The organism is Kitasatospora sp. NPDC003701 (assembly GCF_053587085.1).
The window spans coordinates 42881-56823 of sequence record NZ_JBSFNM010000025.1 but is presented as its reverse complement, the minus strand read 5'-3'; the positions used below and the strand labels follow the sequence as shown (position 1 = coordinate 56823).

Genomic DNA, 13943 nt, shown 5'->3' with positions numbered 1-13943 from the left:
GCCGCGAGCGGCGGGGAGGGGCCCGCTGCCCAGGATGACTCGTGCGTTGAGACCGTTCGTCCCGGACGCCGTCCGTACGTCGTCCGGGAAGGCCCCACTGTCCTCCCGGAGGAACGCGTGATCCCCTTTCAGGCCCCGCCCGCAGCTGCCCGCCACCGTGCGCGCACCGCGCTGCTCGCTGTCGTGTCCGCGCTCGCCGTGACCGGTGGCGCGCCCCTGCCCGCCGCCGCGAGCGGCGCCGCTCCGGCCGCCGAGCGAGCCGTCCGGGCGGCCACCGTCGACTGGCGCGACGCCGGGGTGGTGACCCCGGTGGCGGACCGGGGGCAGTGCGACCGGGCGGTGGTCGGCAAGGCGTTCGCCACCGCCGCCGTTCTCGAAAGCGCGTGGGTCCTCCAGAACGGCCACGCGCTGCGGGTCCTCAAGCCGCAGGTCGTGGACCAGAACGGGCAGGACGTCTTCGAGACCGTCTGCGACCACCCCCGCGGGGGCGAGGTTTTCCCCGTCGAGGAGTTCAGGGAGTGGAAGCCGGTGGGGCCGTCCGGCAGCGAGGAGGCGCTGCGGCAGGCCGTGGACCAGGGCCCGGTCCGCGTCCGGATCGACGCCTCCCGGGCCAGCTTCCAGCTCTACACCACGGGCGTGTACGACGAGCCGCTGTGCTCGTCCACGGACCTGGACACGTACGCGACCGTCGTCGGGTACGGCACCGACGCCGGGGAGGACTACTGGCTCGTGAAGAACGACTACGGCACCTCCTGGGGCATCCAGGGCTACATCGAGATGTCCCGCGGCAAGGACAACCAGTGCGGCATCGCCACCGAGGCCGACCAGCCCGTCCTCAATCGTCCCGCGCCCTACCAGAACCCGTGGCCCACAACCGCGTAGCCCCGGACCCTCCGCCCGCCCCGACCCCGAGCCCCTGCCCCGCGGCCTTCTCATGCCCCGGGGCGGGCGCGGAGGCCGTCCTCGGGGACGGTGAAGGAGGGGTGATGCGCCTTGCCGGGACGGCCGTCAGGTGCGCGCCCTGCACTTCGCGTTGTGCCTGCGCCCCCGGGCCGGCCGCCGCTTCCCGCGCTCTGTGCCTGTACGTGTGCACGGGGGCGGATCGGAGGTCCAGCCCCTTCCCGCGGTACCGCTGTTCCGGGCCGCCGGCCTCGGCGGGCGGGGCGGTCACTCCGCACCCGACCGACGGAGATAGCACACGGAAGGCGGCTGGCCGGGTGGATCGGTCGGGGGTTCACCCTATCCGGCGAATGTGAGGCAAGCTCAGGTTCTCTGCGCATGCGTTGATCATGATGGCTTTCGGCGCTTCCCGGGCGTACCCGTTTCGGGACCCGGGTGTCCCGCGCTGCCTCCGGGGCCGGCCCCCGAGGGCTTGTTGTCCGTTACCGAAGAGGGTGGTTCGCATGACTGCTTCTGGCGCAGGGCCGATTCCGTCGATCACCGACGCAACGCTCACCGATATCGCCGCGAACGGCTTCTGGGGGTCCGGCCTGACGGTCAACCCGGCCGCCGTCGACACGGGCAAGGCCCTGCTCGCCGCCGTGCGGGGCGAGAAGGGCGGGACGCTTCCGGCGGAGCTGGCGAGCCTGGTGGCGGATGTCCGCCGGGTCGCGACGGTCGGCGTCCACTCGATCCCCCGGGAGGAGGGGGTCAGCCTGTCGGCCTTCTCCATCAGCTCGAACGGTCCCGACCCGCGCCCGCTCGTGGTGGTTCCGGCCGGCTGGAGCCCCTACGGCTGGCTGCCGTTCCTGTACTCCTACCTCACCCTGGCGCTGCGCGGCTACAACGTGCTGGCCTACACGCCCCGCGGGCTCGGCGCCGCCGGGTTGGTCTCGACGTCCAAGGGGTTCGTCGACGTCGCCGGGGCCAACGACGTGGCCGACGGGACAGCGGTGATCGACTGGGCGGCGGAGCACCTCGCCACGGCGGACATGTCGCGGGTCGGACTGTTCGGCGAGTCGTACGGCTCGGGGATCAGCCAGCTGGTCGCCGCCCACGACACCCGGGTGCGCACGGTGGTGGCGCTCAGTACCTGGGGCAACCTGGCCACCAGCCTGCTGGGCAACGAGACCCAGCACGTGGCGGCGGTGAAGGCACTGATCGCCTTCACCGGCGGCCCGCTGGAGGAGAAGTTCGACGAGAAGAACCGGCGGATCCTCACCGACTTCCTGAACGGCAGGATCACCGAGGAGGTGTGGCAGTGGGCCGCGGACCGGTCCCCGGAGACCTACATTGATCGGACCAACGAACGGGGTGTCCCGACGTTCTTCTCCAACACCTGGCACGAGACCCTGTTCCCGGCCGGGCAGACGGTCGACCACTTCAACCGGCTGACCGGGCCGAAGCGGCTGAACCTGTGGATCGGCGACCACGGCGCCCCCGAGGGCCCCGGCCTGGCCGGGCTCCCGGCCGGCCAGGCGTTCCCGGGCCTGCGCGAGCCGATCCAGGAGGCCTACGCCTGGCTGGACCACCACCTGCTCGGCAAGGACAACGGCGTGGCAGGCTGGCCGCAGGTGAGCAACCAGGTGATGTTCACCTACCGGACCACGCCGCTGCCCGACGGCAGCAACCAGATCGGGGCGCCGGCCCGCCGCGAGGAGCGCGCGACGTGGGACGACGTCACCACCGGCACCGAGCGGTGGCACCTCTCCGCCGCCGGCGCCTCGGGGGACGGCGCGCTGACCACCGCGGAGCAGGCCGCCGGGTGGAAGCGGGACTTCACGGCCGGCGCCCCGACCGCCGCCACCGCGGTGGACGCCATCCTGCAGACCGGGCAGAAGGAGTGGTACGGCAACCCCAAGGTCTACGACCTGGCGAAGTTCGAGCGGTCGCAGCTGCTGGTCTGGTCGAGCGAGCCGCTCACCGGCCGGGACGGCGTGGCCCGTGCCGTCCGCGGCGCCGCCACGGTGGGTCTGACCGTCCGCAACACCGGGGGCGACTCCACCGTGGTGGTGTACCTGTTCGACGTCGCCCCGGACGGTACCGCCCGGATCATCACCCACGAGCCGTTCACCGCGTCCGGTTCGGAGCCGGGTACGGACCGCTTCGTCGAGGTGCGGCTGCAGCCCGCCGCCTACGACCTGCCCACCGGTCACCGCCTGGCCCTGGTGGTGAACGGCCGCGACGAGCTGTACTCATTCGCCGGGGCCGAGGGCAGCACCACCACCGTCACCTCGCCGGCCGACCACCCGGTCTTCCTGGACCTGCCGCTCGGCTGAACCCGGTTCAGGTGCGGGCGGGCCGCAGTACGGCGGCCCGCCCGCACCTGCACCCCGCGCTCCCGCCGGGGCCGGCGCTTCCGCCGCGCCCGCACACGGGTGGGCCGAAGTGGGCCAGTGCGCGGAGAGCCTGGAGGAGACGCGGGTCCTGCTGGCACGGACCTCGCTGCGGAACTGGTCGACGTGGCGTCGCGGCGTACCGGCTGCGGTTCGACTCCGAGGCCGGGCACCGCAGCCACATCCCCGGATCCCTGGCGCCGACCCGGTCGGGCTGGTGGCTTATCGGCGTACGACCTGCCGCACAGCCGGTGCAGGGCCGCGCGGCTCTCGTCGTCCGCGGTGCGGTAGACCAGAAGCCGCGGCTCCGGATCCTCCAGCGGGAGCGGGACCTCGAAGTCGACGGCGATCGTCCCGACGGCCGGGTGCCGCAGCAGCGTGCGGCCGCGGCCGTTGACGCGGACCTCCCGCTCGGCCCAGAGCCGGGCGAAGTCCTCGTCCTGCGCGGTGAATTCGGCGATCAGCCCGGCCAGTGCCCGGTCCTGCGGGTGGGCGGCCCGGGCCGCGCGCAGATGGGCGGCGCCGTCCGCGGTCCGGGCGAGGTTGGCGATCATCGCGGGGCAGTCGCGGACGGGTGCCTCTGCGGGCCGGAGCGCGCGAGCTGAAGGGGTGTTGGCGACGAGTTCGCTCGATCGGGTGAACGCGGTTTGGCGCGGCCCCGACAGGCCGTTGATCGGTTAGCGTCTGCCTGCTGCAACTGACCGATGACATGGGAGGACCACTCGATGGGCTATCTGCGCAAGACCAGCTTCCTGATCTTCCATGACCCGGGCGCGCCTGACAGGAAGGTCCTCGACGCGGCGGAGATCGCGAAGGTCGAGGCCGCGCACGAGGCCGGTAAGCAGGGCCGTATCGACGCGCTCATCCGGGGCAAGCTGGTTGTCCACGACCTGGGCGGAATGGGGGTCGTCTCCGTACTCGACGGGGACGACACCCAGATTCCTGGGGACTCCCCGGCAGCCCAGGACACCGGGGTCGTTTACAGCAGCTCCTACAACCAGGAGTCCGCGGTCCCGGGCCTGCCTGCGGGCCTGGCGAACCTCGGCTCGAACGCGGGTGTGGTCGCTGACTACACCGGTGCCGTCCGGCCGGGGGAGAGGGAGGACGTGGCGGCGACCGACGCGAAGGTCGCCGGCTCCGAGGGCGACCGGCTGCGGACCATCGTCCGCCAGGTCCAGGACGACAGCGTCGTCGACGAGAACGCCTTCAAGGACTACCTGCGCAAGACCTTCCCCACCACCGCCGAGAAGCACCTGCGGGACTTCGCCTGGGACGTCTACAAGATCGTGGTCTCCAAGGCCGAGCTCCCCGGCGACACCTACACCCCCCACCGCGCCCCGGAGCGGACGGTCCGGTCCAAGGACGGTGCGCGCTTCGGCGTCAACGAGGTCGCAAGCCCCCTGGTCTGGAGCGACGACAAGGGCGGCTACGTCAACCGCAACCAGGGCGAGATCGCGCACGCGCAGAGCCAGACGCTGTGGGTGAAGGTCGCCGACGGCGGGTGGGAGGAGGACGGCGACTGGGGCGGCTACCTCCAGATCACCTCCGGAGGCGACCTCAAGGGCCGGTGGATCGACTCCTCCGACGGCTGGGTCGCCTCCCAGGGCTCCAAGGTGGACGGCACCACGTTCTACGACATGGGTACCCACTACGAGATCTGGCAGGGCACCCGCCAGAAGGGGCGCCCGCTGGTCGTGGAGAAGGACTGCCTGCGATTCGTCGCGGGCGCGACACCGGGCCGGTTCCAGATCGAGGATGCCACCTGGCGCTGACCCGGCCCGCAGCACCGAAGGCCCCCGTCGTCACGACGGGGGCCTTTCGCACGCTCGACACCGGGCACCAACTCCGTCCGACGCTTCCCGCCGTCCGGCATGCCCCACGACGGATCAGGTGCGCCCCCTGTCGGTCCCCGCCAGCCTCGGACTGGTGCGCTCCCACTGGCAGAAACACAGTTCAGGTGATCGTCGCGGCTGCCTCGCCAACAAGCCCGAACACTCGCCAACGACGGCGAACAGTGCCGAGCCGCGGTAGATGTCACCAGCGGCCTCCGCTCACCTGGGTGTTCCCGCGGAACGTTGCAGGGTATCTGTCACCGGATCGCCAGGACGGTTGTCACCAGGGTGAGCCGCAGTCCGGGCTCAATCGTGCCGGGCGAGCTTGACGGCGGAGACGAGCAGGATCACGGCGAGCGCCGGGATGAGGACCACGTCCGGGAACACCCCGAGCAGCAGCCCGCCCAGGACGGCCCCGATGATCGAGCCGGCGGCCGTCACGGCGGTGAAGCGGACGTTGGCGCGCAGGACGGCGAAGCTGCCGTCGCGCGAGTACCGGGCGAAGGCGACCAGCATGGTGGGCAGCGACACCAGCAGAGACAGGCTCCCGGCCGTCTTGATGTCCACGGCGAAGAGCAGCACGATCGTGGGGATCAGCAGTTCGCCCCCGGCCACACCCATGATCGCCGCGACCACGCCGATGCCGAACCCGGTCACCACCCCGGCCGGGATCTGCGCCCACAGCGGGAGGGCGAGGCCGTCCAGGTCGGCGGTGTGGGTGAACACCAGGGCGGCGGCCATCAGCACCATGAGGGTGGCCAGCACCTTGTAGAGGGTGGCGGAGCGCATCCTCACCGCCCAGGACGCCCCGGCCCAGGCGCCCAGCAGGCTCCCGGCGAGGAGGTTCACCGCGACGGGCCAGTGCTCGGCGACCTGCGAGGCGGGCACCGCCGCGAGCCGGGCGGGCAGTGCGGTCAGCACCACCACCAGGCTCATCGCCTTGTTCAGGATGACCGCCGACAGGGCGGCGAACCCGAACAGGCCGATCAGCAGGGGCAGGCGGAACTCCGCCCCACCCAGTCCGATCATCCCGCCGAGCACGCCGATCGCCGCCCCGGCGGCGAACACCACGGGCACCGGGTGCGTCGAGCGGACGGGGGCGAGGTCGTCGTCCATGGCCATGGCGGGCATCCTCGCGGGACTTGGTCCCCGCGCGCTACGTCAGATCCCACAGAACGGCGCCGCAATCTGGATCTTGGAGAGGGCCTGGCGAAGCGGCTCCCGGCGTGGCCCGGTACGAGGGCCGACGCGGAAGCGGGTGAGGAGCGGTCGGGGCACGACGCCCCGACCGCCCATCACCGTGCCGGACTCGTCCACCCGGCTCCAGCCGGAGTGGATCAGAGGGCGAGGAGAGCCTGCTTGAGCTCCTCGGCGGTGACCATGCCGTCCCCGTCCTTGTCGGCCCGAGCCCCTATGCCCTTGAAGGTCTCCTTCGCCAGCTGCCCGTAGGAGCCCAGCTGGGCGGAGATCGCCTGCATAACGTCCTCGGCCTCCTGGACGGTCATCGGGCCCGCGATCTGGTCCACGAACGCCTGCACGATGGCCGCCTTCTCTTCCTTCTCCGCGTCTGCCATGTCCCACCCCATTCTTTGTGTGTCCGTACGAGCTCTACCGGGGGCGAGCCAACCACATCAGTGATCGTTTCGGCAGGGCTTCCGATGGAACCGCCAGGCCACTCGGCCGGCCGCGCCGCCGATCGGGCAAGAACTCCTGTCCCGTCCAATCCGAGTTGGCAGCTGTCACGGCTCTGACCTGCGGGGCTGCCAGGTGGTTTGGGAATAGGATCGGGCATCGTTCTCAAACAAGTTGGCTCCTGCGCAAGCAGACTTGTGCGGCGGGCCGCGTCGTGCCCCGGACAGTCGACTGCTCGTTCGGTCGCGTGTCAGTGCGTCTGAGCAGGTCAGCGGGCACCCAGCAGCTATCGGATCAATGGCACGCCGCATGAGGGGGAAGCCCCCGGCCACGGTGGCCGGGGGCTTCCCCTGGTGTGCTGGAGCTGCTGTTGGGAATCGGATCGCCTCGGGCTGTGCCGGCCGGGTGGGTGCGGGGCGCCTACAGCCAGGTGACGTCGTCGCCGTCGACGATCAGGTTGTCCCAGGCGGGGATGCGGTAGAACTTCTTGTTCTCGCCGCCGCCGAGGACGGCCTTGCGCCAGACGCCGACGCCGTCGGTGAGGGTGTAGGAGCCCTCGTAGACCTTGTTGTAGGCGGGCACGAAGGTGCCCTGTTCGCAGGTGACGTCGGTGGACCACATGCCGTGCCCTTCGGAGTACTCGTTGTACCGGCGCGGCATGGCATCGCGCCGGTACTGGCCGACGTACTCGGGTTGGGGTTGGGGGTCGGCCTCGCTGGCCGCGGCGGTGACCACGGCCAGCGGTGCGCCGGCCAGGCGGGCGGGAGCGGATGCCTCTGCGGCGTCAGGGGAGATCACGGTGCAGGTGTGGTCGGAGTAGGCCACGCACACGGTGCCGTCAGGGGCGACGGCGATGGCCGGGGCCCCGTCCGGGGTGCTGGGGAAGGTGCCGGTCTCGGTGAGGTCGGCGGCGTTGAGGATGCTGCCCGCGCGGTCGGCGTGGACGGCGTAGAGGAGGGTGCCGTCCGGGGACAGCGCGAGGGCGGTCGGGGCGGGGCCCTCGGCGCGGGCGGTGACGGTCATGGTGGCGGTGTCGATGGCGACCAGCGGGTCGGCCTGATGGGGCACGAACGCGTACAGGGTGGCGCCGTCGGCGCTGAGGAGCACCCGGACGGCGCGGTACTTCTCGGCGGGGGCGGCGATGTCGACCGCCTGCCCCGGACCCGAGTCGGTCTCCTCCGCGTTGTCCTCCTGCGCCTTGCTCCCGTCCTGGGCCCGCTCGGGGACGTCCATGGCCAGCACGCAGGGCGTCTGCTTCCGGTTCGAGTTCTGACCCTGCCTGCCCAGGTAGAGTCGTTTGCCGTCCGGGGACAGCGCGACGGTCGCCCAGGCGCTGAACACGGGCTCCTGAGGGACGGGGTGGTCCCCCTCCACCTTCCCCGAGGCCGCGTCCAGCTCGAGCACGACCAAGCCCTGGGCCAGGAACAGACGGCTGCCGTCGGCATTCACCGCCGCGTCCGTTGCCGAGGGACTCTCCTGGTCGGAGTAGAGGGTGTCCGTTTCCAGGGTCCGGGTGTCGACCGTGCTGGCGTTGTAGCCCCCTTCGGCCAGGGCGTACAGCTTCGTGCCGGCGCCGCCGGGCTGGGCGGCCAGGCCGCGGTTACCCATCAGGGCCTGGGTCGTCCTGATCCGGCCGGTGGCAGCATCCAGCACCGCGATGCCGCCCGGCTCCGGCCCCGTCTGCCGGTAGGCGATGTAGAAGTGAGACACACCCGACTCCGTCACGCGACGATCCTTCCGAACGGCGAGCGGCCCCGGTCGCCCCATGCGCCCGTGCTCTGCCACCCGCCGCCACGCAGCGTAGGCATTTCGTCGCTCACCCGGGAAGATCGCCAACCCACCCATAAGTGGCATCCGGCCTCATCCGACCCGAAATCGACTCCCCAACACGCCAGTCATGTCCGAAGGCCATCGGCTGCAAGGAAGCAGCCCGCCTGCGCGAGCAGATCGCCCAGCTCAGCGGGCAACTCGCCGCCGCGGAGCACCGGCTGGAGCGGCCGGAAATCACCCGGGAGACCGTGCTGAAACTCGCCACCCCCGGCCCTCACGTACACATGTCGAAGCGACCGTGACAGGTGCAGTGAGAACCGGACCGGCGAAGCGACATTCCCCCAAACGGGGCAAAGCCATCGTTCAGCGCGCGATGCAGTGAGAATCCGACAGCACGGATGAGACCGAGTCAGAATTCGCCAGCTGCACTGCGACAGGACAGCTCCGCGGATACACCCACCGCAGCCACGACGGTCTTGGTGACAGCTTGCGTGCTGATGTGGCAGTTGTCGCGCTTCGGCACAACACGGGCCCGATGGGTGAAGCGGGAAGCTGACGTTTGATCACTCGAACAAACAATCGAATAATGGGTTCATGACCTCGTCCGTCCCGTTCTCCCGTCCCGTTCGCTCCGCCGAGAGTCCGGGTGATGCCGAGCGGGCGCCGCGGGAGCTGATGTCGCTGCCGGGCCACTACCGGGACGAGCGGCGGTGGCGGCTGGTGGAGATCCGGCTGGGCGGGCGGTGGTGTCCGGGCATGCTCACGGTGTGGCGGCGCCCGCCGGGGAGCGGGGTGTGGGTCGTCCACGTCACCTGGGGCCCGGAGAGCACCGGCGAGTGGGGGTGGTTCCTGTTCGACGGGGACCGGATCCGCCCGCTGCCCGAGCCCGCCGGGCCGGCCCCGGCCGCCGCCCCGTATCGCGGGACGTGGCGGGACGCGGTGCGGGTGCCGGCCGAGCTCGCCGGTCCGGTCGGGACGGACCCGGGGGAGCGGTGCTGGCGGCCGGCCTGGCTCCGGGCCGAGGGCAGCTGGCGTTCGGTCCTGGTCACCGCCCGTCGGCGCCCGGGACCGCAGCTGCCGTGGATCGCCCACGTCCGCTGGGGCGAGGACAAGCAGGCCGCCTGGGTGATCGCCGACGGCATCGCCCTGTGCCCGCTGCCCCGGCCCGGACCGGTCACCGACGCCGGCACCTCCGCGGTGGCACCCGGCCCGTCGGCCCCGACCGGTCTCGGGGAGCCGGCCTGAGCCCCCGGGGCGGCCGAGCGGGCGCCCCGGGCCCGGGTGAGAACGCCAGAACGCTCCGCTACCCGCGCATGATGGCGGGTTCGTGGCGGCGGAGCAGCCGGCTGACCAGGAACCCGCAGCCCACCGAGAGGGCGACCAGCATGCCCATGTCGAGCAGCCAGGTGCCGGCCTGGTGGGCGAAGAGCGGGTCGTTGGTGAAGGTGGCGGGGAAGGCGGCGCCGAGGTCCATCGTGGCGGCCATCGCGGCGAAGGCCCAGCGGGAGGGCACCAGCCAGGAGAGCTGGTTGAGCCCCGGCGTGTTGTTCAGCTGCAGCAGCGCCCCGCAGAAGACCACCTGGATGATGGCGACCAGCACCAGCAGCGGCATGGTCACCTCCTCCTTCTTCACCAGCGCGGAGATCACCAGGCCGAACATCATCGCGGTCAGCGACAGCATGGCCACGGCGAGGGTGATCTCGAACAGCGGTGGCATGAAGACGCCCTGGGTGCCCGGTGGCCCGAGTTGCACTCCGACCAGGCCGACCATGGTGAGGACCACGGACTGGACGACGGTGACGGTGCCGAGCACCACGATCTTCGAGCAGAGGTACGCGGATCTGGAGAGGCCGACGGCTCTCTCGCGTTGGTAGATGCTGCGTTCCTTGACCAGCTCGCGCACCGCGTTGGCGGCGCCGATCAGCACCGCGCTGACGCAGAGGATGAGCAGCGCGTTGAGGGCGGTGGAGTCGTCGAGGCGGCTGCCGGCCAGGGCCCGGACCAGGGCGCCCATGATGAACGGCAGGGCGATCATCACGGCGAGGAAGGTGCGGTCGGCGGACAGCGCGGTGGCGTAGCGCCGGACCAGGGTGGCGACCTGCTTGCTCCAGCGACGCGGTTTGGGCTTCGGCCTGGGCGGCGGGACCTCGGCGGCCGGGGCCGCGGGGCCGGGCGTGGCGGGCCGTGCGGTCGCGCCGGGCCGTGCGGTCGCACCGGAGATGTAGCGGAGGTACGGAGGGGAGGCGCGGTACTGGCCCGCCCAGTCGCGGTCGGTCTCGTTCTCGAACGCTTCGAACGCCTCGGACCAGCGGCCGAACCCGAAGTGGTCGAGGGTCTCGTCGGGCGGCCCGTACCAGGCGAGCCGTCCGCCGGGGGCGAGCAGCAGCAGGCGGTCGCACAGGTCGAGGCTGAGCACGCTGTGGGTCACCACGATGATGGTGTGTCCGTCGTCGGCGAGGTTGCGGAGCATCTGCATCACGGAGCGGTCCATGCCCGGGTCGAGGCCGCTGGTGGGCTCGTCGAGGAAGAGCAGTGAGGGCTTGGTGAGCAGTTCGAGGGCGACGCTGACCCGCTTGCGCTGGCCGCCGGAGAGCGTGGAGATCACCTGGTCGGCGCGTTGGGTCAGGCCGAGTTCGGCGATCACCTCCTCGACCCGGGCGGCGCGTTCGGCGGGGGCGGTGTCGTCGGGGAAGCGCAGTTCGGCGGCGTAGCCGAGGGCCCGGCGGACGGCCAGCTGGGTGTGCAGGATGTCGTCCTGGGGGACGAGGCCGATGCGGTGGCGCAGCTCCGCGTAGTCGTGGTACAGATCGCGGCCGTCGTAGCGGACGGTGCCCCGGTCGGCGGGGCGCAGCCCGGTGAGGGCGTTGAGCAGGGTGGACTTGCCGGCGCCGCTCGGGCCCGCGACGGCGAGCAGACAGTGCTGGCCGACCGGGAAGGTGACCCCGTCGAGCAGGACGCGGCCGTCGGTGACCTCGACGGTGAGGTCCTCGACGTCGAGGTCGATGTCGCCGGTGTCGACGAACTCCTGCAGCTGGTCGCCGACCAGGCAGAACGCCGAGTGGCCGATGCCGACGATGTCACCGGGGCCGACCAGCGCCTGCCCGATCGGAAGTCCGTTGAGGTAGGTGCCGTTGTGGCTCTCCAGGTCGGCGATCTCGTACCGGCCGTCGGCGTGGGCGCGCAGTTCGGCGTGGTGGCGGGAGACGGACAGGTCGCCGAGCACCAGGTCGTTGTCGGACGCGCGGCCGATCCTGATCACCTTGGCGGGCAGCCGCCGGACGCTGGTCGGCGGCCGGTCCAGGCCGGTGATGACGGACAGCGCGGACGGCTGCTCCCTGAGCTCGGTCGCCTTGTGCAGGGCGCTCAGGGTGCAGCAGGGGCCGTCGGCGGCGTTGCCGAAGCGGAGCGTGTACCCGGGGCCGACATCCAGGTGCTGGACGCGGTGGCCCTTGCAGAAGGTGCCGTTGGTGGAGCCGGTGTCGTCGAGCATCCAGTGGCCGTCTCCGACGTGCAGGACGGCGTGGTGCCAGGAGACCCTGGGATCGGAGAGCACGACATCGCTGGTGGGGTCGCGGCCGACGGCGTAGCTGCGACCCGGGCTCATCACCTGCGAGTGGTTGTCGGTCTCGAGGACGAGCTGCGGCGCGGTGAGCGCGAATTCTCGCTCTGCCATATGTCCGATGCTAGTCCCGCCGGTGGGCACCCGCCCAAGGGGCCGGATCCCGCCGCACCGGCCCGTGGCGGCCGGTCATGCGGCGGGTTCGATGCCGAGGTCGGTGAGCAGGCCGCGGATCCGGGCCTCGATCCGGTCGCGGATCGGTCGGACGGCCTCGACACCCTGGCCGGCCGGGTCGTCCAGCTTCCAGTCCAGATAGGTCTTGCCGGGGAAGAACGGGCAGGCGTCGCCGCAGCCCATGGTGATCACCACATCGGATGCCTGCACCGCCTCGACGGTCAGGACCTTCGGGATCTCGTCGGCGATGTCGATGCCGACCTCGGCGAGGGCCTCGACCACCGCCGGGTTGACGCTCCCGGCGGGGGCGGAGCCGGCGGAGCGGACCTGCACCCGCTCGCCGCCGAGGCGGGTGAGGAACGCGGCGGCCATCTGCGACCTGCCGGCGTTGTGCACGCAGACGAACAGCACGGAGGGGATGGTGGAAGGGCTCACGGGACAGTCCTTGATCTTCGGGACGGGCAGGGGGCAGCGGGGTCAGCGCGCGGCCGCAGCCGGGTGGTGGTCGCCGCGCGGGGCGTGGTCGTCGTGCGGGGCGTGGTCGTCGCGCGCGGCGAGGACGTCCTCGCGGGCGGGCGCCGGGCGGCCGAACAGCGCCGCGACCAGTGCGACGCCGACGGCCAGTCCGGCGAGCTGGGCGGCGACGAACGGCGGCACCGAGGCGGGAGCGATGCCCGCGAAGGTGTCGGTGAACGCGCGGCCGATCGTCACCGCCGGGTTCGCGAAGCTGGTCGAGGACGTGAACCAGTAGGCGGCGCCGATGAAGGAGGCGACCGCGGCCGGGGCGACGTGCGCGCGCCCGGTCCGGGCCAGACCGAAGACCACGAGGATCAGGCCGGCGGTTGCCACGACCTCGCCCAGCCAGAGGTGCGGGGCCCAGCGGTCGTGCGTCGACCACCGCACGAGCGGCTCGGCGAACATCGCGTCCGCCAGCACCGAGCCGCCGATCGCGCCCACGGTCTGGGCCGGGACGTAGGCCGCGACCTCCCGCAGGGTCGGCCCGTCCCCGCTCCGGCGGCCGGTCCACCAGGCGGCCAGGGTCACCGCCGGGTTGAAGTGGGCGCCGGAGACCGGGCCGAGCAGCAGGATCAGCACGCCGAGGCCGAGCACGGTCGCGAGCGAGTTGGCGAGGAGCCGCACGCCGACGTCCTGCGACAGCTCGGTGGCCTGGATGCCGGAGCCGACCACGACGGCGACCAGGGCGGCGCTGCCGACCAGCTCGGCCATGACCCGGCGGCCCAGCGGCGCCTTGTCGGTCATCTGGGCCCGCCCGCGGTGGCCGGGGCGTCCAGGAGGGCGGACAGGCGGGCCAGCGCGGCGGGCAGCACCCAGTAGTAGACCCACGTCCCGCGACGTTCGGACCCGACCAGCCCGGCCTCGCGCAGCACCTTGAGGTGGTGGGAGATGGTCGGCTGGGACACGTCGAACGGACCCGTCAGGTCGCAGACACAGGCCTCGCCGCCCTCGTGCGAGGCGATCAGCGACAGCAGCCGCAGCCGCACCGGGTCCGACAGTGCCTTGAACATCTTCGCCAGGTCGACGGCGGCCGCCTCGTCGAGGGGCTCGCGGACCATCGGCGAGCAGCACGCGGCGGCCTCGTCCTGGTCGAGCACCTGCAGTTCCGGATTCGACATGCGTCTATGTTGACAGTCATCTATCCCGGGAGGCAAGCTCGCTGTATCGACAACTGTCGAATCAATG

At 71.8% G+C, this 13943-nt stretch carries 12 protein-coding genes and 1 pseudogene; 5 read left to right on the top strand and 8 right to left on the bottom strand.

Annotated features, from left to right (window positions below):
* Nucleotides 1–117: 117 nt before the first annotated feature.
* Complete coding sequence (locus ACWDRR_RS23445; protein WP_449774142.1) at nt 118–882, top strand: C1 family peptidase; 765 nt, start codon at nt 118–120, stop codon at nt 880–882.
* Between the two features lie 521 nt (nt 883–1403).
* A complete protein-coding gene (locus ACWDRR_RS23440) occupies nt 1404–3218 on the top strand; it encodes a CocE/NonD family hydrolase (protein ID WP_449774141.1) in 1815 nt (604 codons plus the stop codon).
* A gap of 314 nt (nt 3219–3532) precedes the next feature.
* On the opposite strand, the pseudogene ACWDRR_RS23435 reads toward ACWDRR_RS23440, so the two are convergent.
* A pseudogene (locus ACWDRR_RS23435) lies at nt 3533–3829 on the bottom strand (MmyB family transcriptional regulator); the annotation flags it as partial.
* A 150-nt stretch (nt 3830–3979) separates the two neighbouring features.
* Between ACWDRR_RS23435 and ACWDRR_RS23430 the strand changes: the two are divergent.
* On the top strand, nt 3980–5047 hold the full coding sequence (locus ACWDRR_RS23430; protein ID WP_449774140.1) for a hypothetical protein: 1068 nt from the start codon (nt 3980–3982) through the stop codon (nt 5045–5047).
* Between the two features lie 366 nt (nt 5048–5413).
* On the opposite strand, the gene ACWDRR_RS23425 is transcribed toward ACWDRR_RS23430, so the two are convergent.
* The 3 genes from ACWDRR_RS23425 to ACWDRR_RS23415 form a co-directional block, all read right to left on the bottom strand.
* Nucleotides 5414–6229, bottom strand: a complete 816-nt coding sequence (locus tag ACWDRR_RS23425; RefSeq protein ID WP_449774139.1) for a sulfite exporter TauE/SafE family protein — start codon at nt 6227–6229, stop codon at nt 5414–5416.
* Nucleotides 6230–6444: 215 nt separating this feature from the next.
* Entirely contained in the window at nt 6445–6681 is a 237-nt protein-coding gene (locus ACWDRR_RS23420; RefSeq protein ID WP_449774138.1) for an EF-hand domain-containing protein, read from the bottom strand.
* A 478-nt stretch (nt 6682–7159) separates the two neighbouring features.
* Complete coding sequence (locus ACWDRR_RS23415) at nt 7160–8449, bottom strand: outer membrane protein assembly factor BamB family protein (protein ID WP_449774137.1); 1290 nt, start codon at nt 8447–8449, stop codon at nt 7160–7162.
* Between the two features lie 137 nt (nt 8450–8586).
* On the opposite strand from ACWDRR_RS23415, the gene ACWDRR_RS23410 reads away from it, so the two are divergent.
* Together ACWDRR_RS23410 and ACWDRR_RS23405 are read left to right on the top strand one after the other, a co-directional pair.
* A complete protein-coding gene (locus tag ACWDRR_RS23410) occupies nt 8587–8811 on the top strand; it encodes a hypothetical protein (protein ID WP_449774136.1) in 225 nt (74 codons plus the stop codon).
* 292 nt (nt 8812–9103) lie between these two features.
* Entirely contained in the window at nt 9104–9754 is a 651-nt protein-coding gene (locus ACWDRR_RS23405) for a hypothetical protein (protein WP_449774135.1), read from the top strand.
* 58 nt (nt 9755–9812) lie between these two features.
* On the opposite strand, the gene ACWDRR_RS23400 is transcribed toward ACWDRR_RS23405, so the two are convergent.
* From ACWDRR_RS23400 to ACWDRR_RS23385, 4 genes are all read right to left on the bottom strand, one after another.
* Nucleotides 9813–12182: an FHA domain-containing protein gene (locus ACWDRR_RS23400; RefSeq protein WP_449774134.1), complete on the bottom strand. Its 2370-nt coding sequence runs from the start codon at nt 12180–12182 to the stop codon at nt 9813–9815.
* Between the two features lie 75 nt (nt 12183–12257).
* Complete coding sequence (locus ACWDRR_RS23395; RefSeq protein WP_449774133.1) at nt 12258–12677, bottom strand: arsenate reductase ArsC; 420 nt, start codon at nt 12675–12677, stop codon at nt 12258–12260.
* A 42-nt stretch (nt 12678–12719) separates the two neighbouring features.
* A complete protein-coding gene (locus ACWDRR_RS23390) occupies nt 12720–13502 on the bottom strand; it encodes an aquaporin (protein WP_449774132.1) in 783 nt (260 codons plus the stop codon).
* On the bottom strand, nt 13499–13876 hold the full coding sequence (locus tag ACWDRR_RS23385) for an ArsR/SmtB family transcription factor (RefSeq protein ID WP_449774131.1): 378 nt from the start codon (nt 13874–13876) through the stop codon (nt 13499–13501). Before ACWDRR_RS23385 ends, ACWDRR_RS23390 begins: the two co-directional genes overlap by 4 nt.
* Nucleotides 13877–13943: the final 67 nt, after the last annotated feature.

Bases quoted from the DNA above. Each gene is read 5' to 3' on its own strand.
- ACWDRR_RS23400 (WP_449774134.1), bottom strand. From the start codon at position 12,182: ATGGCAGAGCGAGAATTCGCGCTCACCGCGCCGCAGCTCGTCCTCGAG.
- ACWDRR_RS23430 (WP_449774140.1), top strand. From the start codon at position 3,980: ATGACATGGGAGGACCACTCGATGGGCTATCTGCGCAAGACCAGCTTC.
- ACWDRR_RS23385 (WP_449774131.1), bottom strand. From the start codon at position 13,876: ATGTCGAATCCGGAACTGCAGGTGCTCGACCAGGACGAGGCCGCCGCG.
- ACWDRR_RS23390 (WP_449774132.1), bottom strand. From the start codon at position 13,502: ATGACCGACAAGGCGCCGCTGGGCCGCCGGGTCATGGCCGAGCTGGTC.
- ACWDRR_RS23420 (WP_449774138.1), bottom strand. From the start codon at position 6,681: ATGGCAGACGCGGAGAAGGAAGAGAAGGCGGCCATCGTGCAGGCGTTC.
- ACWDRR_RS23405 (WP_449774135.1), top strand. From the start codon at position 9,104: ATGACCTCGTCCGTCCCGTTCTCCCGTCCCGTTCGCTCCGCCGAGAGT.
- ACWDRR_RS23440 (WP_449774141.1), top strand. From the start codon at position 1,404: ATGACTGCTTCTGGCGCAGGGCCGATTCCGTCGATCACCGACGCAACG.
- ACWDRR_RS23425 (WP_449774139.1), bottom strand. From the start codon at position 6,229: ATGGCCATGGACGACGACCTCGCCCCCGTCCGCTCGACGCACCCGGTG.